The organism is Streptomyces lusitanus (genome assembly GCF_042647945.1).
GTDB lineage: Bacteria > Actinomycetota > Actinomycetes > Streptomycetales > Streptomycetaceae > Streptomyces > Streptomyces pseudogriseolus.
In genome coordinates, this window is the sequence record NZ_JBHRWL010000011.1 from 328519 (window position 1) to 346043 (window position 17525).

Sequence of the window (17525 nt, forward strand, 5' to 3'; positions counted from 1 at the left end):
CTCCCGTCGGGGCGGTGGGTGCTGCGGACGGGACCATCCTGGTGATCACGGGCGGCGGCCGGATCGTACGCGGTGAGGAGGCCCGCCCCTGAGACGTCCCCCGGCAACCGGGCCCGCGCCTCGGGGACTTCCCTGGGCCGCGACCCTGAGACGGGCGGGCACGAGGCCGGGGGCCCGGGATGGCCGGGCGGCCGGGGTGGCGCGGACGGTGCTTGAATGCCCCCGTGACTGCTTACGACGTGCTGCGTGTCTTCTGCGGCCCACGCGGCGGATACGGCAATGAACTGGGCGTCGTCCGGGACGGCTCGGTGCTGCCCGGACCGGAGGAGCGCCAGGAGTTCGCCGCCAAACTCGGCTTCAGCGAGACCGTGTTCGTCGACGACCCCGAGCGCGGGGTGATCGACATCTACACCCCCACCACCCGCCTGCCCTTCGCCGGGCACCCCTGCGTCGGCGCCGCCTGGCTGCTCGACGTGCCCGAACTCGTCACGCCCGCCGGGGTCGTGGGCGCCCGGCAGGACGGGGAGTTCTGCTGGATCGAGGCGCGGGCGGAGTGGGTGCCGCCGCGCACCCTGCGCCAGTACGCCACCGCCGCCGAGGTGGACGAGCTGCCCCTGCCCCCGAAGGGGGAGTGGATCTACGCCTGGGCCTGGCTGGACGAGCCGGCCGGGCGGATCCGGGCCCGCGCCTTCCCCGGCCGGGACGACGGCATCGACGAGGACGAGGCGACGGGCGCGGCGGCGCTGCTGCTCACCGACCGCCTCGGCCGCGCCCTGAACATCACCCAGGGCACGGGCTCGCAGATCCTCACGGCGCCACAGCCGGAGGGCTGGACGGAGGTCGGCGGCCGGGTCTACCTGGAGCGCTGACGGCCCGGACCGGATCAGCCGGCCGCCATGGCGCGGCGCACGCTCTCACGGAGCAGCGCGCGGCGCTGTTCGTGCAGGTCGGCCGGTTCCTCGGCGGTCGCCGCGTAGACGTTGCTGACCGGTGACCAGGCCATGGACATCGAGATGACCATGGCCATGATGTCGAACGGGTCCCCCTGGCGCACCAGGCCCGCCGCCTGGGCGTCGGCGATGGCGCGCAGCTTGGCGTCGTGCCGGAGCTCGTGGGTCTCCACCAGGTGGCCGGCCGGGCGGCGCTCCAGCCGCGCCCACGTGGCCAGCCGGATGAGGTCGGGCCGGCGCAGGTACTCGTCGTAGAGGCGCACGGCCCAGTCCGCGAGGTCGGTCGCGTCGATCGGGACCACGTCCACGATCCGGTCCAGCGAGCCGAAGAAGATGGCGTCGAAGAGCCCTTCCTTGTTGCCGAAGTAGGCGTACAGCTGCGCCTTGTTCGTGCGGGCGGCGGCCACGATCCGCTCGATGCGCGCCCCGGCGATCCCGTACTCGGCGAACTCCTGGGTCGCCACATCGAGGATGCGCCGGTACGTCGCCGCTCCGCGCGAGGTCAGGGGTTGATCGGGCATACCGGCACGCTACCAAACAGAACTGTTGGTTTGCCTTTGCGGGGCGGATGTGCCTACCGTGAAATAGACAGAACAGTTTGTTTGGAGGAGGCGCACTGTGCGTACGACAACCGGCTGGCAGGCGGACGGCACGACGGGCGAACTGCGGCGCACGCCCCTCCAGCGGCGTGACCTGCGCCCCGACGACCTCGCGGTCCGCGTCGACCACTGCGGCGTCTGCCACACCGATCTGCACGCCGTCCGGAGCCACGACCCCGCGGCCGGCCGCCCCCTGGTGCCGGGGCACGAGTTCACCGGCGTCGTCACCGCAACGGGTTCCGCGGTCACCCGCTTCTCCGCCGGTGACGCCGTCGCGGTCGGCAACATCGTCGACTCCTGCGGCGAGTGCCCCATGTGCCGGGCCGGCCAGGAGAACTTCTGCCAGGCCTTCCCGACCCTGACCTACGGCGGCGTCGACCGCCACGACGGATCGACCACCCTGGGCGGCTGGTCCCGCGAGTACGTCGTCCGCGAAGGGTTCGCCTACGCGCTTCCCGCCGCCCTGGATCCTGCCGCCGCCGCACCTCTGCTCTGCGCCGGGATCACCGTCTGGGAACCGCTCCGCTCACTGGGCGTGGGCCCCGGGACCCGCGTCGCCGTGGCGGGCCTGGGCGGCCTCGGCCACCTCGCCGTCAAGTTCGCCGTGGCGCTGGGAGCCGACACCTCGGTGATCAGCCGCTCGGCGGACAAGGCCGACGACGCCCGCCGGCTCGGCGCCCGGGACCTGGTCGTCTCCACGGACCCGGACCAACTGGCCGACGCCCGTGACCGGTTCGACGTCGTACTCGACACCGTCTCCGCCCCGCACGACCTCCGGCCGTACCTGCGCATGGTCGCCATGGACGGCACGCTCAGCATGGTCGGGTACCTGGGGCCGGTCACCGTGGAGACCATGGACCTGCTGGTGGGCCGCAAGAAGCTCGGCTCCGCGGGCAGCGGCGGCAGGCCCTCGACCGCGGCCATGCTGGACTTCTGCGCCGAGCACGGGATCACCGCCGACATCGAACTGCTCGCCTCGTCACAGGTCGACGAGGCTCTCACCCGCCTCGGCCGCAACGACGTCCGCTACCGCTTCGTCCTCGACATGTCCGACCTGGACATCAGTCCAGCCGCGCGATGAACGCACCCCACGCGTCCCGGCCGAAAGGGATCACCGGCCCGGCGGGGTCCTTGCTGTCGCGGACAGGGGCGAGGGCGGGGATGTTGTGGGCGAGTTCGAGGCAGTCGCCCTGCCCGCCGCTGTAACTGCTCTTGCGCCATATCGCCGTTTGGTTGGTCTCACGGTTGAGTGCTTCGTGGCTCATGACCTACTCCTTGGCGACGCGCTGGATCAGCGCGAGTGATTCCGTAGGGGGCAATGCTGCCATTCGAGCATCGTCATAATGTGGCGCAGTGCACATGCGGCAGTGGGGAGAGGAGGTGGCAAGGTGATCACGCGGATTGAGGTCGACGGGTACAAGTCGTTCGACGACTTCGCCCTCGACCTGTCGCCGTTCACCGTCCTGGTGGGAGCCAACGCCTCGGGCAAGTCCAACCTGCTGGAAGCCGTCGACCTGCATCGAGCTGCCCGTGCAGGACGCCGCATACCGCAGAGAGCTGGCCGGGCCACCAGGAACTGGCGGATCCTCGAACCCTCACCGAAGGCGATGCGTGTCGTCTCCTCCACGTACGACACCGCCCCCCCTCGCGGAGGACGGCAAGAACCTCGGGGCCGTCCTGGGGCGGATCGCCCGGGCCCCGGAGCGCTGGTACGACTTCCGCGCCGACGCCGTGGCGCTGCTGCCCGACCTCGTGGACATCACGGTGGAGGCGAACGCCGAGTGGGGGCAGTGGGACGTCTGGCTCCAGCACCGGCACGAGCACCGCGTGACCCCTGGTGCGGCGTCGGCGGGCACCCTGCGCGTTCTGGCGCTGCTCGCCGCGGCCCACGACCCCGCGCATGAGGGGTTCCTCCTGATCGAGGAACCCGAGAACGGCCTCCGCCCCACCCGGGTCCCACAGTTGCTGTCCCGGCTCAAGGGCAGAACCAGCGACCCGGCGACGCTCACCGCCGGTGACGGAAGGCAGATCCTGATCACCACCCACTCACCGGTCGCGCTCGCCGCCGCGCTGGAGGACGCCCCGGACTCGGTGGTGTTCCTGGACACCGTCACCCGGTTCGGTGACGTCGTCCGTGTCAGGCGGCGTGTGGGGTGAAGGTGACGTAGGAGTCACCTTCGTCGATGGTCAGGTGGAGGCTGCCGTCCAAGGCCTTGGCCAGGCGTCGCAGCAGGGGGAGGGTGGGCACGGTGTCGCCGCCCTCCATCCGGGACACCTGGGGCTGCGTCATCCCGGACCGTTCGGCCAGTTCGGCCTGGGACAGGCCGAGCTCGATCCGACGGTCGTAGACCGCCTGCCCGAGATCACCGGCCAGGCGCGCGTCGACGTACTCCTGGTCGTACTCCACGGCCTCACCCGCGAGCTGCCGGGTCCGGCGCGTCTTCCACGTGCTGTGATTCATCAACTCTCCTTGCGCCGGTCATAGGTGTGCTCGGCTCGGCCGTGTTCGGCCTCGCAGACCTTCTGGGCCTGCTGCGCACGCTCGACTTCCGCCGCCTCGCGCATCTTCGTCTTACGGAACACTGTCAGCAGAACGATCCGCTGTCCGGGAGCGAGCCAGTACGGGATGCGTACGGCCTCGCCGTCCAGTTCGAAGCGCAGTTCACGCAGCTTGCCGCCCAGGTGGCGCGAGTACGGTTCGCCGAGCGTCGTCGGCTCGTCCAAGAGACGGTCCGTCTTGTCCTCCACGCGTCGGTAGAGGCGGAACGGAAGCAGCTCCAACCAGTCCCGTACCTCGGGTTCGATCTCGATCTCCCACCGCCCCGTCATGCAATCAACGGTATATACCTTCAATTGCATGACGCAAGTCTCGCAGGCTTCCGTGGGCTGCGCCTTCCCTCGTCGCACCGCGCGTCAGTGGCGGCTACGCCGACAGCGGGAACTCCTCGCCCAGCGCCCGGAAGACGTCGGTGTTCAGGGCGAACGCCCGCTTGCACTCGGCCACCACGCGCTGCTTCTCCAGGTCGTCCAGCGGGACCGCGTCCAGCAGGGCGCGGTACTCCCGCTTGAAGGCGGCCGGGTTGGGGATCTGGTCGAAGACGTAGAAGCGGACGCCGTCGCCCTTCCTGGCGAAGCCCCAGGTCCGCTCCGCCCTGTCGCGGATGATCTGGCCGCCCGACAGGTCGCCCAGGTAGCGGGTGTAGTGGTGCGCGACGTATCCCGCCGGCCAGTCACGGGCCACGGTGGCCACCCGGTCCGCGTAGACCCGCGTCGCGGGCAGGGCGGTCAGGGTCGAGCGCCAGTCCGGGCCGCGCAGATGCTCCAGGTCCCGCTCCAGCGCGGCCAGCCGGTACAGCTCCGGCTGGACGAACGGGCCCGCCACCGGGTCCGACGCCAGACGGGCGGCGCCGGACTCCAGCGCCTCGTACACGAACCACAGCTGCTCGGTGTAACGCGCGTAGGCGTCCACGCCCAGCCGTCCGCCCAGCAGATCGGTCATGAAGGCCGAGGACTCCGCCTCCACGTGCTGCTCGTGCGAGGCGGTACGGATCAGGGCCGAGAAGGAGTCCATGCGCCGAGTTTGTATGGTTAGCCTTACCTAAGTCAATGCCCCCTTCGGGGCGTCACGGCAGGGTCAGGATGTCCGCCCCGGAGTCCGTGACCACCAGCGTGTGCTCGAACTGCGCCGTGCGCCTGCGGTCCTTCGTCACCACCGTCCAGCCGTCGTCCCACATGTCGTACTCGTGGGTGCCCAGCGTCAGCATCGGCTCGATGGTGAAGGTCATCCCCGGCTGCATCACCGTCGTCGCGTGCGGGCTGTCGTAGTGCGGGACGATCAGGCCCGAGTGGAAGGACGAGTTGATGCCGTGACCGGTGAAGTCACGGACCACCCCGTAGCCGAACCGCTTCGCGTACGACTCGATCACCCGGCCGATGATGTTGATCTGGCGGCCCGGCTTCACCGCCTTGATCGCGCGGTTCAGCGCCTCCCGGGTCCGCTCCACCAGCAGACGGCTTTCCTCGTCCACGTCGCCGACCAGGTACGTGGCGTTGTTGTCGCCGTGCACCCCGCCGATGTACGCGGTCACGTCCAGGTTGACGATGTCGCCGTCGCGCAGCACCGTCGAGTCCGGGATGCCGTGGCAGATGACCTCGTTGACGCTCGTGCACAGCGACTTGGGGAAGCCGCGGTAGCCGAGCGTCGACGGGTAGGCGCCGTGGTCGCACATGTACTCGTGCGCCACCTTGTCCAGCTCGTCCGTCGTCACGCCGGGCGCGATGAGCTTCGCCGCCTCCTCCATCGCGCGGGCCGCGATCCGGCCGGCGCGCCGCATCGCCTCGATCGTCTCGGGCGTCTGCACCTCCGGCCCCGTGTACGGGGTGGGCGCGGGCTTGCCGACGTACTCGGGACGGCGGATGTTCCCGGGCACGGAGCGGATGGGGGAGAGCTTCCCCGGTACGAGGAGTGACTGGCCAGACATGCCGCGAGTCTAATTCAGCCGCGACGGGGGACCATCTTCCGTGGCGAGAGGAGCCGACATGCCCCTGTTCAAGAAGCGCACGGCCGGCAAACCCGGCGAGTGGTACTACTGCCTGGAGCACAAGAAGGTCGAGGAAGGGCCCGAGTGCCCGGCCAAGGACCGGTTCGGCCCGTACGCGAGCCGCGCCGAGGCGGAGCACGCGATGGAGACCGCCCGCGAGCGCAACCTCCAGTGGGAGAACGACCCCGCGTGGCACGACGCCCCGAAGGGCCGCGACGAGGGCTGAGCCGCCGTCGCCGCCGCGCTCTACCAGCGGGTCGGCGGCGGCGCGGTGAGCAGGTCGGCCAGCCGGGACAGCCGGTCCCGGAACCGGCGCCGGCCCCGGTGGGCGGGCAGCGCGTTCTCCCCGGCCGCCGCGCTCACCAGGTGCTGCACGGTGTCAAGGTCCAGCTCGGAGCCGTCCGGCACGGGCAGCACCTCGTGCGCCAGCGCCGGCAGCTCGCCCGCCTCCGGGCCCAGCGACAGCAGCGTCGCCCCGGCCCGGCGGGCGTCCGACACCCGCTCCAGCAGCGCCGCGGGCGGCTCGCCGGGCGCCACCACCAGCAGCGTCTCGCCCCGCCGCGCCGCCTCCAGCCGGCCCGGACCCACCGCCAGGTGCGCCGGGTCCGTGGGGCGCGCGTCGTGCCGCACCAGCGTCGGGGCCAGCTCCGGGGTGCCCGACCAGGCGGCCTCGTCCACCAGGTGCGCCGCCAGGTGCCAGGGCTCGTACTCCGGGGTGCCCACGAGCAGCAGCCCCCCGCCGTGCGACACCACCGAGCCGCGCAGCGTCCCCGCGAAGTGCCGGGTCGCCCCCAGCCACTCCGTCCCCGCGAGCACTTCCCTCAGCAGCGCGACCCGTACGGCGTCCATGCCGCCGCATCCTGCCCCCAACGGGCGGCCCGCGTCCCGGTGTTCGCCCACGGTTCGCCCGACCCGGGGACACCCGCGCACCTCCGTGACGGGCCTCACGCCCGGCCGGTCGCGGCGGCCGGGCGCACGTAGAGTCGGGCCATGACCACTAGCGACAGCGCACAGCAGCCCCCGAAGAAGGCCCCCGCCAAGGACCCCTGGGACCTGCCCGACGTCTCCGGCCTGGTCGTCGGCGTGCTCGGCGGCACCGGACCGCAGGGCAAGGGCCTCGCCTACCGGCTCGCCAAGGCCGGCCAGAAGGTGATCATCGGCTCCCGCGCGGCCGAGCGGGCGCAGGCCGCCGCGGAGGAGCTCGGCCACGGCGTCGAGGGCGCCGACAACGCCGAGACCGCCCGGCGCAGCGACGTGGTGATCGTCGCCGTGCCGTGGGACGGCCACGGCAAGACCCTGGAGTCCCTGCGCGAGGAACTGGCCGGCAAGCTCGTCGTGGACTGCGTCAACCCGCTCGGCTTCGACAAGCAGGGCGCCTACGCGCTCAAGCCGGAGGAGGGCAGCGCCGCCCAGCAGGCCGCCGCGCTGCTGCCGGACTCCCGGGTCACCGCCGCGTTCCACCACCTGTCGGCGGTGCTGCTCCAGGACCCGGAGATCGAGGAGATCGACACCGACGTCATGGTCCTCGGCGAGGTCCGCGCCGACGTGGAGATCGTCCAGGCGCTGGCCGGGCGCATCCCCGGCATGCGGGGCATCTTCGCCGGGCGGCTGCGCAACGCCCACCAGGTGGAGTCGCTGGTCGCCAACCTGATCTCGGTCAACCGCCGCTACAAGGCGCACGCCGGGCTCCGCGTCACGGACGTATGAGGCGATGGGGGACACTGGAGCGGAAGCAGTGTCCCCCGTCCTCCGACAGGAGCCCCCCGCCATGCCCCGCCTCGCCGTCTACGCCCTCGTCGTGTGCCTCCTCGCCGTCGCCGCGGCCGTCGTCTCCTTCGTGCAGGGCAGCGTGCTGATCGGCGTGGTCTGGATCCTCCTGGCGGGCCTGTCGTCGAACATGACCTGGTACTACGTCCGCCGGGGCAGGGCCTCCGGCAACGGCGACCCGGCGCCCCGCTAGCCGCGGGCGGTCTCGTCCGCCCCGCTGCGGGCAGTCGTGCCGCAGGGCGGCACGGGTGGGCGCAGCGACCTCGGCCGTCAGCGGCCCTAGCGTCCACGCCGTGGGGTGCCGAGACCCGGGCGCCTGTGCAGCGTCGGTAGGTGCACTCGCGCACCCGTCGGTCACCTACCCACGGTGGTGGGTGCCGCTGCGCCCACCCGTGCCGCCCCAGCGGCACGACTGCCCGCAGCGGGCGGGGCGCGGCGGGGCCGCGCGCCTCGCAGCGGGGGTGGGGTGGCGACTGCCCGCAGCGGGGGTGGGGGGCGCGGACCCCGGTGCGGTCAGACCCCGCAGAGCTCGTCCGACCCCCGCCAGAAGCGGAACAAGTCGAAGCCGCAGTACGTGTCGAGCTCCTCGATTCCCAGCACCCCCAGCAATCCGTCCACCGCGTCGAAGAACACCCCGTTCACCGACGGCACCCACAGCAACGCGAAAACGAACAGCAGCCCGAACGGCGCGAACGGCTCCACCTGGCGGCGGACGCCGTAGGAGAGCCACGGCTCGATCACCCCGTACCCGTCCAGCCCCGGCACCGGCAGGAAGTTCAGAATCGCCGCCGTCACCTGAAGCAACGCGAGAAACGCCAGCGCGAACCGGAACGCCGGCGGCACGCCGTCCAGCGCACCCAGCCAGAACGGCGCCGTGCACACCACCGCGAACAGCACGTTCGTCAGCGGACCCGCCGCGGAGATCAGGCTGTGCTTCCACCGCCCCCGGATCCGGCCGCGCTCGATGAACACCGCCCCGCCCGGCAGACCGATCCCGCCCATGATGACGAAGACGACGGGCAGCACGACGCTCAGCAGCGCGTGCGTGTACTTCATCGGGTTCAGCGTGAGATAGCCCTTCGCTCCGACGGAGATGTCCCCGCCGTGCAGGGCGGTGCGCGCGTGCGCGTACTCGTGCAGGCACAGGGAGACGACCCACGCGGACGTCACGAAGAGGAACACCGCGAGCCCCGGCTCGGCCGCGAACCCGGTCCAGGTGGCCCAGCCGGTGACGGCCGTGACGGCCAGGATGCCCAGGAAGACGGGACTGACCCGCCGGTCGCTGGGACGGGTGGCGGCGGTGGTCATGGAACTCCCTGGATGAGAAGAGCGCGCGGGCCTGCCCGACCGTACCCGTGCCCGCCACGCCCGGAAAACGTTTCGCACGGGCGGCCGGTTCCGTGCAAGGTGGGGGCGCCCCTGACGCCGGGCCGCCTCACCGCCGCGGCCGGCACCGGAGAGAATGGACCCCGTGCGCTACCGCATCCTCGGCACCACCCAGGCAGTCCGCCCCGACGGCACCGTCGTCCCCGTGGGCGGCGCACGGCTGCGCGCCCTGCTGACCGTGCTCGCCCTGCGGGCCGGCCGCAGCGTGCCGGTCGGCCTGCTGGTCGAGGAGGTCTGGGACGGCGACCCGCCCGCCGACGCCACCGGCGCCGTGCAGGCCCTGGTGGGGCGGCTGCGCCGCATGCTGGGCGCGGACGCGGTCGCCTCCGCCGACGGCGGCTACCGGCTCACCGCCGCGCCCGACGACGTCGACCTGCACCGCTTCGAGCGGCTGGCCGGCGAGGGCCTGCGCGCCCTGGGCGACGGCGACCCCGCCAAGGCGGCCGCCGTGCTCGACGACGCCCTCGCCCTGTGGCGCGGCGGCCCCGCGCTGCCCGGGCTGCCCGACCGCACCGCCGAGGCGGCCCGCGTGGAGACCCGGCACCTCGATGTGGAGCGCGCCCGCCACACCGCCGCCCTGGCCCTCGGCCAGGCCGAGCAGTCCCTGCCCGAACTGACCGCCCTCTGCGACAGCCACCCCCTGGACGAACCGCTCCAGGCGCTGCGGCTGCGCGCCCTGCGCGACACCGGCCGCACCGCCGAGGCGCTCGCCGCCTACGACGAGGTGCGCCGGCTGCTCGCCGACCGTCTCGGCTCCGACCCCGGCGCGGAACTGCGCGCCCTGCACGCCGAACTGCTCAGCCCGGACACGGACGAGCCGCCCGCGCGGCCCGGCGGCCCGGCGCCCGGCAACCTGCGCGCCCGGCTCACCTCGTTCGTCGGCCGTGAGGCGGACATCCAGGCGATCCGCGCCGACCTCACGGCCGCCCGCCTGGTGACGCTCCTCGGCCCGGGCGGGGCGGGCAAGACCCGGCTGTCGCAGGAGGCCGCCGAGACCGTACGGGCCGCCCACCCCGACGGCGTATGGCTCGCCGAACTGGCCCCCGTGGACGACCCCGGCGCCGTGCCCGAGGCGGTCCTCACCGCCGTCGGCGCCCGCCAGACCGTGCTGTACGGCGCCGGCGCCGAGAGCATGCGGGCCGTCACCGACCGGCACAGCGCCCCCGTGGAACGGCTCGCCGAGCACTGCGGGCCGCGCCGCATGCTGCTGATCCTCGACAACTGCGAGCACGTCGTCGAGGCCGCCGCCCGCCTGGTGGAGACCCTTCTCGAGCGCTGCCCCGGCCTCACCGTCCTCGCCACCAGCCGCGAACCCCTGAACGTGCGCGGCGAGTTGCTGCGCCCCGTGGAGCCGCTGCCCGAACCGGTCGCGCTGCGCCTGCTCGCCGAGCGCGGGGCCGCCGCCCGCCCCGGCTTCCGCACCGACGACGACCCCGAGGCGTGCGCCGAGATCTGCCGCCGCCTCGACGGCCTGCCCCTCGCCATCGAACTGGCCGCCGCCCGGCTGCGGATGCTCACCCCGCGCCAGATCGCCGACCGGCTCGACGACCGCTTCCGCCTCCTCACCTCCGGCAGCCGCACCGCCCTGCCCCGCCAGCAGACCCTGCGGGCCGTCGTCGACTGGTCCTGGGAGCTGCTCGACTCTGGCGAACGCGACGTGCTGTGCCGCCTGTCCGTGTTCGCGGGCGGCTGCGACCTCACCGCCGCCGAGGCCGTGTGCGGACCCGCCGCCCTGGACGCGCTCGGCTCCCTCGTCGACAAGTCGCTGGTGGTGGCCGCCCCTTCGGGCGACGGCGGCATGCGCTACCGGCTGCTGGAGACCGTCGCCGAGTACGCGGGCGAACGCCTCGACGAGACCGGCGGCCGCGACGACGCCGAACGCGCCCACCTGACGTACTACCGCGAACTCGCCCGCACCACCGAGGCGATGCTGCGCGGCCCGCGCCAGGCGGAGGGCGTCGCCCGGCTGGAGCGCGAGTACGAGAACGTGCGCACCGCGCTGCGCCACGCCGTCGCCCGGCGCGACGAGCAGGAGGCGCTGTGCATCACCCTGTCCCTGGTCTGGTACTGGCAGATGCGCGACCTGCGCATCGAGGCCCGCAACTGGTGCAGGGAGGTCATGGCGCTCGCCCCCGATCCGTTCACCGAACCCGTGCGGCCGGCCGCCCCGCTGTGGCAGCGCTGCACCGACCAGCCGCCCCCGCTGACCGGCGAGCTGCTCGCCGAGGCCCGCCGCGGGGTGCACCTGGCCCATCTCGCCCAGATGGACACCGAGCTGGACGACTGGCAGACCCCGCAGGCCCAGCACCGGCTGCGGCTGGTGGCCGCGACGTACGAGCCGGGGCTGCCGCAGGTCTGCCGCCCGCCGGGCCTGCTGTGGACGTTCGCCGTGATGCTCACCGGGGACATGGAGCGGCTGCGCGAGGTGGTGGACGCGGCGGTCCGCACCTGCCGGGAGAACCCCGGCTTCGAATGGGAGCTGGCCTGCAACCTCCAGCTGCGCGCCAACTTCCTCGCCAACCGCAGCGACTGGGCCGGCGACGCCCGCCGCGACGCCGACGAGGCCCTGGAGATCCACCGGCGGCTCGGCGACACCTGGGGCATCGCCGAGGCGCTCTCCGCGCGCGGCGAGGCCCGGGAGCGCGCGGGCGCCTACCGGGAGGCCGCCGCCGACTACGAGGCGGCCATCGAGCACGCCGAACGCCTCAGTGCCCGCTCCCACACGGCCGTGCTCACCGCCCGGCTCGGCAACGCGCTGATCGAGGCGGGGGACACCGAGCACGGCGAGCGGCTGCTGCGCGAGGTCATCGACAGCACCCGCGGCCGGCACATCGAGGCGCTGCCCGCCGCCCGGCTGTTCCTGATCGGCCGGCTGTGCGTCAGCGGGCGCACGGCGGAGGCCCGCGAGCAGGTGCGGGCGCTGCGCGAGGAGTTCCGCATCGCGCACTACGTCGTCTTCGACGCGTTCATCCTCGGCGCCGAGGCCTACATCGAGGTGGCCGAGGGCGACGACGCGCGGGGGCTCGACATCGCCCGGCAGGCGATCCGGCAGGCGAGCGACCCGCTGTCCGCCGCCATGGCCCCGCACATGATCGCCTCGTACACGGCCCTGGCCGCCGTCGCCCTCGCCGGCCTCGACGGCGGACGGCACGCCCGGGACGCCGCCCGCTGCCTGGGCGCCGCCGACTCCTGGCTGCCCGACGGCCATCCCGAGGCTCTCGTGGAGCGCGTCACCCGCGCCCGCGCCGAGGCCCGGATCCGGGAGGTGCTGGGCGACGCCGGCTTCGAGGCCGCGTACGCCGAGGGCGACGGCCTCTCCCAGGAGGAGACCGTCGCCCTGCTCGACCCGGCGTGACCACGGCCGGCGCACGGCGGCGCGCGATCAGGTCTTCGTACGGAACTTGTGGATGGCGACCGGCGCCATGACCGCCGTGATGCCCACGGACCAGGCCAGCGTCAGCCACAGGTCGTGGGCGACCGGCCCGCCCACCATCAGCCCGCGCGCGGCGTCGGCCAGCGCGGACAGCGGATTGACCTGGGTGAAGGACTCCAGCCAGCCGGGCATCGACTGGGTCGGCGCGAAGATCGACGAGCCGAACTGGAGCGGCATCAGCACCAGGAAACCCATCGCCTGCACGGACTGCGCGTTCTTCATCACCACGCCCAGCGTGAGGAAGATCCACATCAGGGCGGACCCGAACACCGCGGACAGGCCCACGGCGGCGAACAGCCCCGGCCAGTTGTGGATGTCGAAGCCGACGAGCACACCGACGACCAGCAGGATGGCGGTGGCGATCAGCATCCGCACCATCTCGACCGAGATCTTCGCGAACAGCACCGAGCCGCGCCCGATGGGCAGCGACCGGAAGCGGTCCATGACTCCGGAGTTGAAGTCCTGGTTGAACCCGGTGCCCACCCCCTGGGCCATGTTCATGCCCATCATGGCCATCAGGCCGGGCACGATGTACTGCACGTACGCCTGCTGCCCGCCGCCCAGGGACTGACCGATCGAGCCGCCGAAGACGAACACGAACAGCAGGGTGAAGACGATCGGGAACAGCACGGCGTCGAACATCGACTCCGGGTCCTGCCGGATCCACAGCAGGTTGCGGCGCACCAGCGCCCCGGTGTGACGCAGATGGGCCCGCGGCGAGATCCGCGCGTCGGCGCGGAGGTCGGCGGCGGTCGTGGTGGCGGTGGCGGCACTCATACGGCGACGACCTCCTCGTGGGTCTCGGCGGGCGCGGTGTCCTGCGGGGCACTGGCACGGTGGCCGGTGAGGGACAGGAACACCTCGTCCAGGCTGGGCAGTTCGGTGGTGAGGGAGCTGAGCGTGATGCCGCGCGCGGTGACCGCGCCGACCACGGCCGTCAACTGCTCGTCGCTGAGCACCGGGACGAGCACGGCGCCCCGCTCGGTGTCCACGGTGGTCGTGGCGAGCCCGGTGATCCCGAGGGAGTCGAGGGCGTTCGCCAGCGGGCGCAGCTCCAGCGGGTCGGCCGGCCGGATCCGCAGCGTGCGCCCGCCCACCTTGGCCTTCAGCTCCTCGATGCCGCCGCTCGCGATGACCTTGCCCCGGTCCACCACGGTCAGCTCGGAGGCGAGCTGCTCGGCCTCCTCCATGTACTGGGTGGTCAGCAGCACGGTCACCCCGTCGCCGACCAGCCGCTTCACCTCGTCCCACACCTCGTTGCGGGTGCGCGGGTCGAGGCCGGTGGTCGGCTCGTCCAGGTACAGCACGGCCGGGCGGCCGATCATCGAGGCGGCCAGGTCGAGCCGCCGGCGCATGCCGCCGGAGTAGGTGCCCGCCGGGCGCCGGGCGGCCTCGGTGAGCGAGAACCGCTCCAGCAGCTCGTCGGCGCGGCGCCGCGCCTCCTTGCGCGGCAGGTCCAGCAGCCGCCCGATCAGATAGAGGTTCTCCCAGCCGGACAGCTTCTCGTCCACGGAGGCGTACTGCCCGGTCAGCCCGATCACCCGGCGCAGCTGCCGGGGCTGGCGGACCACGTCGTACCCGGCCACGGTGGCGTGCCCGGCGGTCGGGGCGAGCAGCGTGGACAGGACGCGCACCAGCGTGGTCTTGCCGGCCCCGTTCGGCCCGAGCACCCCCATCACGGTCCCCTCGGCCACATCCAGGTCGACCCCGTCCAGGGCCTTGGTCTCCCCGTAGTGCTTGACCAGCCCCCGCACGGTCACGGCGCTCCCCGCGCCCCCCGTTCGTTCGTCGTATCGCGTCATGCCCCGACCTTCGCAGGCCCCACCGACAAACCCCCGACAGACCACCGACACCCGCCGACAAGCCGCCGACAGGCCCGCAGTCCGCGGGCATTCGTGCCGCCTAGGGCGGCACGGGTGGGCGCGGGCGGCACCCCGCAAGCGCCGGGTTGCGCGAACACCCCCCGCCCGGCCCCGGACATGCGCCGGCCCCGTCGACGGGGGAAGATCGACGGGGCCGGCAGGTGGTGCGGCAGTGGCTCACAGGGGGTACGTAAGCGGCTCACGCACCCGGCACGGCTCAGTGCACGGAGTGCTCCTCCCGCGGAAACGCCCCGCCCACCACATCCTCGGCGAACGCCTTGGCCGCCCCGCTCATGACCTCACGCAGATCCGCGTACTGCTTGACGAACTTGGGCACACGCCCACCCGTCAGCCCGAGCATGTCGGTCCACACCAGCACCTGCGCGTCCGTCTCCGGCCCCGCCCCGATCCCGACGGTCGGGATGTGCAGCGTCCGCGTCACCTCGGCCGCCAGCTCCGCCGGCACCAGCTCGAGCACCACCGCGAACGCCCCCGCGTCCTGCACGGCCTTCGCGTCCCGCAGCAACTGCTGCGCCGCCTCCTCGCCCCGCCCCTGCACGCGGTAGCCCATCGCGTTCACCGACTGCGGCGTCAGCCCGATGTGGGCCATCACCGGGATGCCGGACTCCACCAGCAGCTCGATCTGCCGGTGCGAGCGCTCGCCGCCCTCCAGCTTCACGGCACCGACCCCGGCCTCCTTCACCAGCCGGGTCGCCGAGCGCAGGGCCTGCACCGGGCCCTCCTGGTAGGAGCCGAACGGCAGGTCGCCGACGATCAGGGCGCGCGAGGTGCCCCGGACGACGGCGGCGGCCAGCATGGTCATCTCGTCGAGGGTGACGGGCACGGTGGTCTCGTACCCGAGGTGGCAGTTGCCCGCGGAGTCGCCGACGAGCATCACCGGGATGCCGGCCTCGTCGAACACGGACGCGGTCATCGCGTCGTACGCGGTGAGCATGGGCCACTTCTCGCCGCGCTCCTTGGCGAGGGCGATGTCCCGGACAGTGATGCGGCGCGTGCCCTTGCCCCCGTACAGCGTCTTGCCGCCGGAGGAGGAACCGGGCGTACCGGTCTGGGCAGCCGAAAGCTGCGTCATGGATCCGTCTCCCAACACGTCATCTCGAGGCGCCCTGACGGCGTCCCCGGACCACGTCCATGGTGGCACCTCCGCCGGACGAGGGCCAGAGGCCCCCCTGTGACCTCCGCCCCGCCGTGCCGCGCTGCTCCGGACGGCGCAACGCGGTGCAATGTCGGGGCATGTTTACGGCAAAGCCTTTCCGATACGAGACGGTTCCGTATCGGAAGTCCCTAGGGTGGGCCGTATGACTTCTCCCGCAGCCCCCGCCCGCCGGGTCCCGGAGGCCGTCCACCGCCGCCGCTGGGCGATTCTCGGCGTGCTGATGCTGAGCCTGCTGATCGTCGTCCTGGACAACTCGATCCTGAACGTCGCCATCAAGACGATCTCCACGCCCGCCCCCACCGGTCTCGGCGCCACGCAGGGCGAGCTGGAGTGGGCGATCAACTCCTACACCCTGGTCTTCGCGGGCCTGCTGTTCACCGCCGGGCTGCTCGGGGACCGGCTGGGCCGCAAGAAGGTGCTGGTCGGCGGGCTGGCGGTGTTCGGCATCGGCTCGGTGCTCGCCGCGTTCTCCGGCACCCCCGCGGAGCTGATCGGCTTCCGCGCGGTGATGGGCCTGGGCGCCGCGTTCGTCATGCCGGCCACCCTGGCGGTGCTGATGAACGTCTTCGAGCGGGACGAGCAGCCCAAGGCCATCGGCATCTGGGCGGGCGGCGTGGGCCTCGCCATCGCCATCGGCCCGATCACCGGCGGACTGCTGCTCGAGCACTTCTGGTGGGGCTCGGTCTTCCTGGTCAACGTCCCCATCGTGGTCCTCGGCATCGGCCTGATGCTGTGGCTGGTGCCGGACTCCCGGGACCCCGCCCCCGGACGGATCGACCCGCTGGGCGTGGTGCTGTCCGTCGCGGGCCTGGTCCTGCTGGTCTACGGCATCATCAAGGGCGGCCAGCTCGCCGACTTCGGCGACCCCGTGGTGCTGGGCTCCATCGGCGGCGGCCTGGTCGTCCTCGCCGTGTTCGTGGTGGCCGAGGCGCGCAGCGACCATCCGTCCATCGACATGAGCTACTTCCGCAACAAGGTGTTCTCCGCGGCGATCGGCGCCATCGCCCTGGTGTTCTTCGCGCTGATGGGCGTGACGTTCTTCGCGGTCTTCTACACCCAGAGCGTGCGCGGCTACTCGCCGCTGGAGACCGGTCTGCTGCTGCTCCCGCTGGCCGCCGCGCAGCTGGTGTTCGCGCCGCGGGCGCGGCTGCTGGTGGACCGCTTCGGCAACAAGGCCACCACCACCGCCGGACTGCTGCTCCTCGCCGGCATGCTGGCCGCGTTCGCCGCGCTGGACGCGGACACGCCCATCTGGATCCTCGAAGTGATCTTCTTCCTGATGGGCGCGGGCATGGCGCACGTGATGACGCCGGTCAGCGTGGTCATCATGCAGGCGCTGCCCCGCGAGAAGGCCGGCTCCGCCTCCGCGCTCAGCAACACCTTCCGTCAGGTCGGCGGCGCCCTCGGCATCGCCGTGCTCGGCTCGGTGCTGTCCACCGCCTACCGCGGCGCCGTCTACGACGAGCTGGGCGTGCTGCCGCCCGCCGCCCGGCACGCGGCCGGCGAGTCCATCGAGGCCACCCTCGCCGTCGCCGACCGGCTGGGCCCGCGCGCCGACGCCCTGGCCGCCGCGGCCGACGACGCCTTCCTGCACGCCATGCACGTCACGGCGCTCCTGGGCGCCGGGGTGGCCGTGCTGGGCGCGGTCGTCGTCGCCGTGTTCCTGCCCGGGCGACCGGCGGGTCCCGGTGGCGCGGAGGCGGACGGGAAACTGGTGTCCGCGGCGGAGTCCGCCGACGGCTGAACATGGGCGGCACCCCCGCGCCCACCGGGGAGAATCGTCGTGCCCGCCCACCGAAAGGACCGTCGA

Annotated in this window: 19 protein-coding genes and 1 pseudogene; 9 read left to right on the forward strand and 11 right to left on the reverse strand. The window is 72.9% G+C overall.

Annotated features, from left to right (window positions below; all coding sequences use genetic code 11):
- The first annotated feature begins 224 nt into the window (after positions 1-224).
- Positions 225-869, forward strand: coding sequence for a PhzF family phenazine biosynthesis protein (locus ACFOSY_RS19455; RefSeq protein WP_031019746.1), 645 nt, complete (start codon positions 225-227; stop codon positions 867-869).
- Between the two features lie 14 nt (positions 870-883).
- Here ACFOSY_RS19455 and ACFOSY_RS19460 read toward each other — a convergent pair whose 3' ends face one another.
- Complete coding sequence (locus tag ACFOSY_RS19460; protein ID WP_394308519.1) at positions 884-1471, reverse strand: TetR family transcriptional regulator; 588 nt, start codon at positions 1469-1471, stop codon at positions 884-886.
- Between the two features lie 97 nt (positions 1472-1568).
- Here ACFOSY_RS19460 and ACFOSY_RS19465 point away from each other — a divergent pair, with 97 nt between their 5' ends.
- A complete protein-coding gene (locus ACFOSY_RS19465) occupies positions 1569-2630 on the forward strand; it encodes an NAD(P)-dependent alcohol dehydrogenase (RefSeq protein ID WP_394308521.1) in 1062 nt (353 codons plus the stop codon).
- On the opposite strand, the gene ACFOSY_RS19470 is transcribed toward ACFOSY_RS19465, so the two are convergent.
- Positions 2611-2814, reverse strand: coding sequence for a DUF397 domain-containing protein (locus tag ACFOSY_RS19470; RefSeq protein ID WP_394308524.1), 204 nt, complete (start codon positions 2812-2814; stop codon positions 2611-2613). The genes ACFOSY_RS19465 and ACFOSY_RS19470 overlap by 20 nt on opposite strands.
- A 78-nt stretch (positions 2815-2892) precedes the next feature.
- Between ACFOSY_RS19470 and ACFOSY_RS19475 the strand changes: the two are divergent.
- Both ACFOSY_RS19475 and ACFOSY_RS19480 read left to right on the forward strand, forming a co-directional pair.
- Positions 2893-3069: pseudogene (locus ACFOSY_RS19475) on the forward strand (AAA family ATPase); the annotation flags it as partial.
- Positions 3070-3160: 91 nt separating this feature from the next.
- Complete coding sequence (locus ACFOSY_RS19480) at positions 3161-3706, forward strand: AAA family ATPase (protein WP_394308525.1); 546 nt, start codon at positions 3161-3163, stop codon at positions 3704-3706.
- Here ACFOSY_RS19480 and ACFOSY_RS19485 read toward each other — a convergent pair.
- The 4 genes from ACFOSY_RS19485 to map all read right to left on the reverse strand — a co-directional run bounded on the left by ACFOSY_RS19485 (position 3687) and on the right by map (position 6030).
- Complete coding sequence (locus ACFOSY_RS19485) at positions 3687-4010, reverse strand: helix-turn-helix domain-containing protein (protein WP_394308527.1); 324 nt, start codon at positions 4008-4010, stop codon at positions 3687-3689. The genes ACFOSY_RS19480 and ACFOSY_RS19485 overlap by 20 nt on opposite strands.
- Positions 4010-4378, reverse strand: coding sequence for a type II toxin-antitoxin system RelE/ParE family toxin (locus ACFOSY_RS19490; protein ID WP_394308530.1), 369 nt, complete (start codon positions 4376-4378; stop codon positions 4010-4012). Before ACFOSY_RS19490 ends, ACFOSY_RS19485 begins: the two co-directional genes overlap by 1 nt.
- Positions 4379-4472: 94 nt before the next feature.
- Positions 4473-5120, reverse strand: coding sequence for a biliverdin-producing heme oxygenase (locus ACFOSY_RS19495; RefSeq protein ID WP_394308534.1), 648 nt, complete (start codon positions 5118-5120; stop codon positions 4473-4475).
- Positions 5121-5172: 52 nt separating this feature from the next.
- Complete coding sequence (gene map, locus ACFOSY_RS19500; protein ID WP_394308536.1) at positions 5173-6030, reverse strand: type I methionyl aminopeptidase; 858 nt, start codon at positions 6028-6030, stop codon at positions 5173-5175.
- 58 nt (positions 6031-6088) lie between these two features.
- Between map and ACFOSY_RS19505 the strand changes: the two genes are divergently transcribed.
- Positions 6089-6316 carry a hypothetical protein gene (locus tag ACFOSY_RS19505; RefSeq protein ID WP_006130070.1) on the forward strand — a complete coding sequence of 76 codons (228 nt, stop codon included), beginning with the start codon at positions 6089-6091 and terminating at the stop codon, positions 6314-6316.
- A 20-nt stretch (positions 6317-6336) separates the two neighbouring features.
- Here the strand turns inward: ACFOSY_RS19505 and ACFOSY_RS19510 are convergent, their stop codons facing one another.
- Positions 6337-6939: a hypothetical protein gene (locus tag ACFOSY_RS19510; protein WP_394308539.1), complete on the reverse strand. Its 603-nt coding sequence runs from the start codon at positions 6937-6939 to the stop codon at positions 6337-6339.
- Between the two features lie 141 nt (positions 6940-7080).
- Here ACFOSY_RS19510 and npdG point away from each other — a divergent pair, with 141 nt between their 5' ends.
- Both npdG and ACFOSY_RS19520 read left to right on the forward strand, forming a co-directional pair.
- Positions 7081-7797, forward strand: coding sequence for an NADPH-dependent F420 reductase (npdG, locus tag ACFOSY_RS19515; protein WP_394308541.1), 717 nt, complete (start codon positions 7081-7083; stop codon positions 7795-7797).
- Between the two features lie 61 nt (positions 7798-7858).
- Positions 7859-8050 carry a hypothetical protein gene (locus tag ACFOSY_RS19520; protein ID WP_394308543.1) on the forward strand — a complete coding sequence of 64 codons (192 nt, stop codon included), beginning with the start codon at positions 7859-7861 and terminating at the stop codon, positions 8048-8050.
- A 320-nt stretch (positions 8051-8370) separates the two neighbouring features.
- Here ACFOSY_RS19520 and ACFOSY_RS19525 read toward each other — a convergent pair whose 3' ends face one another.
- Positions 8371-9165: a site-2 protease family protein gene (locus ACFOSY_RS19525; protein ID WP_394308545.1), complete on the reverse strand. Its 795-nt coding sequence runs from the start codon at positions 9163-9165 to the stop codon at positions 8371-8373.
- Between the two features lie 154 nt (positions 9166-9319).
- Here ACFOSY_RS19525 and ACFOSY_RS19530 point away from each other — a divergent pair, with 154 nt between their 5' ends.
- On the forward strand, positions 9320-12598 hold the full coding sequence (locus ACFOSY_RS19530) for a BTAD domain-containing putative transcriptional regulator (protein WP_394308547.1): 3279 nt from the start codon (positions 9320-9322) through the stop codon (positions 12596-12598).
- A gap of 27 nt (positions 12599-12625) precedes the next feature.
- Here ACFOSY_RS19530 and ACFOSY_RS19535 read toward each other — a convergent pair whose 3' ends face one another.
- The 3 genes from ACFOSY_RS19535 to panB all read right to left on the reverse strand — a co-directional run bounded on the left by ACFOSY_RS19535 (position 12626) and on the right by panB (position 15631).
- Positions 12626-13453 carry an ABC transporter permease gene (locus ACFOSY_RS19535; protein ID WP_394308549.1) on the reverse strand — a complete coding sequence of 276 codons (828 nt, stop codon included), beginning with the start codon at positions 13451-13453 and terminating at the stop codon, positions 12626-12628.
- Entirely contained in the window at positions 13450-14478 is a 1029-nt protein-coding gene (locus tag ACFOSY_RS19540) for an ATP-binding cassette domain-containing protein (protein WP_394308552.1), read from the reverse strand. Before ACFOSY_RS19540 ends, ACFOSY_RS19535 begins: the two co-directional genes overlap by 4 nt.
- A gap of 277 nt (positions 14479-14755) precedes the next feature.
- The gene (gene panB, locus ACFOSY_RS19545) at positions 14756-15631 is read right to left on the reverse strand and encodes a 3-methyl-2-oxobutanoate hydroxymethyltransferase (RefSeq protein ID WP_394308555.1); all 876 of its coding nucleotides are present in this window, start codon (positions 15629-15631) and stop codon (positions 14756-14758) included.
- Between the two features lie 226 nt (positions 15632-15857).
- On the opposite strand from panB, the gene ACFOSY_RS19550 reads away from it, so the two are divergent.
- Positions 15858-17459 carry an MFS transporter gene (locus ACFOSY_RS19550; RefSeq protein WP_394308557.1) on the forward strand — a complete coding sequence of 534 codons (1602 nt, stop codon included), beginning with the start codon at positions 15858-15860 and terminating at the stop codon, positions 17457-17459.
- Positions 17460-17525: the final 66 nt, after the last annotated feature.

What these genes read in the sequence shown, in the direction of transcription:
- ACFOSY_RS19525 (WP_394308545.1), bottom strand. Translation starts at nt 9,165, where the DNA reads ATGACCACCGCCGCCACCCGTCCCAGCGACCGGCGGGTCAGTCCCGTC.
- map (WP_394308536.1), bottom strand. Translation starts at nt 6,030, where the DNA reads ATGTCTGGCCAGTCACTCCTCGTACCGGGGAAGCTCTCCCCCATCCGC.
- ACFOSY_RS19505 (WP_006130070.1), top strand. Translation starts at nt 6,089, where the DNA reads ATGCCCCTGTTCAAGAAGCGCACGGCCGGCAAACCCGGCGAGTGGTAC.
- ACFOSY_RS19485 (WP_394308527.1), bottom strand. Translation starts at nt 4,010, where the DNA reads ATGAATCACAGCACGTGGAAGACGCGCCGGACCCGGCAGCTCGCGGGT.
- ACFOSY_RS19540 (WP_394308552.1), bottom strand. Translation starts at nt 14,478, where the DNA reads ATGACGCGATACGACGAACGAACGGGGGGCGCGGGGAGCGCCGTGACC.
- ACFOSY_RS19520 (WP_394308543.1), top strand. Translation starts at nt 7,859, where the DNA reads ATGCCCCGCCTCGCCGTCTACGCCCTCGTCGTGTGCCTCCTCGCCGTC.
- ACFOSY_RS19535 (WP_394308549.1), bottom strand. Translation starts at nt 13,453, where the DNA reads ATGAGTGCCGCCACCGCCACCACGACCGCCGCCGACCTCCGCGCCGAC.
- ACFOSY_RS19530 (WP_394308547.1), top strand. Translation starts at nt 9,320, where the DNA reads ATGGACCCCGTGCGCTACCGCATCCTCGGCACCACCCAGGCAGTCCGC.
- ACFOSY_RS19490 (WP_394308530.1), bottom strand. Translation starts at nt 4,378, where the DNA reads ATGACGGGGCGGTGGGAGATCGAGATCGAACCCGAGGTACGGGACTGG.
- ACFOSY_RS19510 (WP_394308539.1), bottom strand. Translation starts at nt 6,939, where the DNA reads ATGGACGCCGTACGGGTCGCGCTGCTGAGGGAAGTGCTCGCGGGGACG.
- ACFOSY_RS19550 (WP_394308557.1), top strand. Translation starts at nt 15,858, where the DNA reads ATGACTTCTCCCGCAGCCCCCGCCCGCCGGGTCCCGGAGGCCGTCCAC.
- ACFOSY_RS19470 (WP_394308524.1), bottom strand. Translation starts at nt 2,814, where the DNA reads ATGAGCCACGAAGCACTCAACCGTGAGACCAACCAAACGGCGATATGG.
- panB (WP_394308555.1), bottom strand. Translation starts at nt 15,631, where the DNA reads ATGACGCAGCTTTCGGCTGCCCAGACCGGTACGCCCGGTTCCTCCTCC.
- npdG (WP_394308541.1), top strand. Translation starts at nt 7,081, where the DNA reads ATGACCACTAGCGACAGCGCACAGCAGCCCCCGAAGAAGGCCCCCGCC.
- ACFOSY_RS19460 (WP_394308519.1), bottom strand. Translation starts at nt 1,471, where the DNA reads ATGCCCGATCAACCCCTGACCTCGCGCGGAGCGGCGACGTACCGGCGC.
- ACFOSY_RS19495 (WP_394308534.1), bottom strand. Translation starts at nt 5,120, where the DNA reads ATGGACTCCTTCTCGGCCCTGATCCGTACCGCCTCGCACGAGCAGCAC.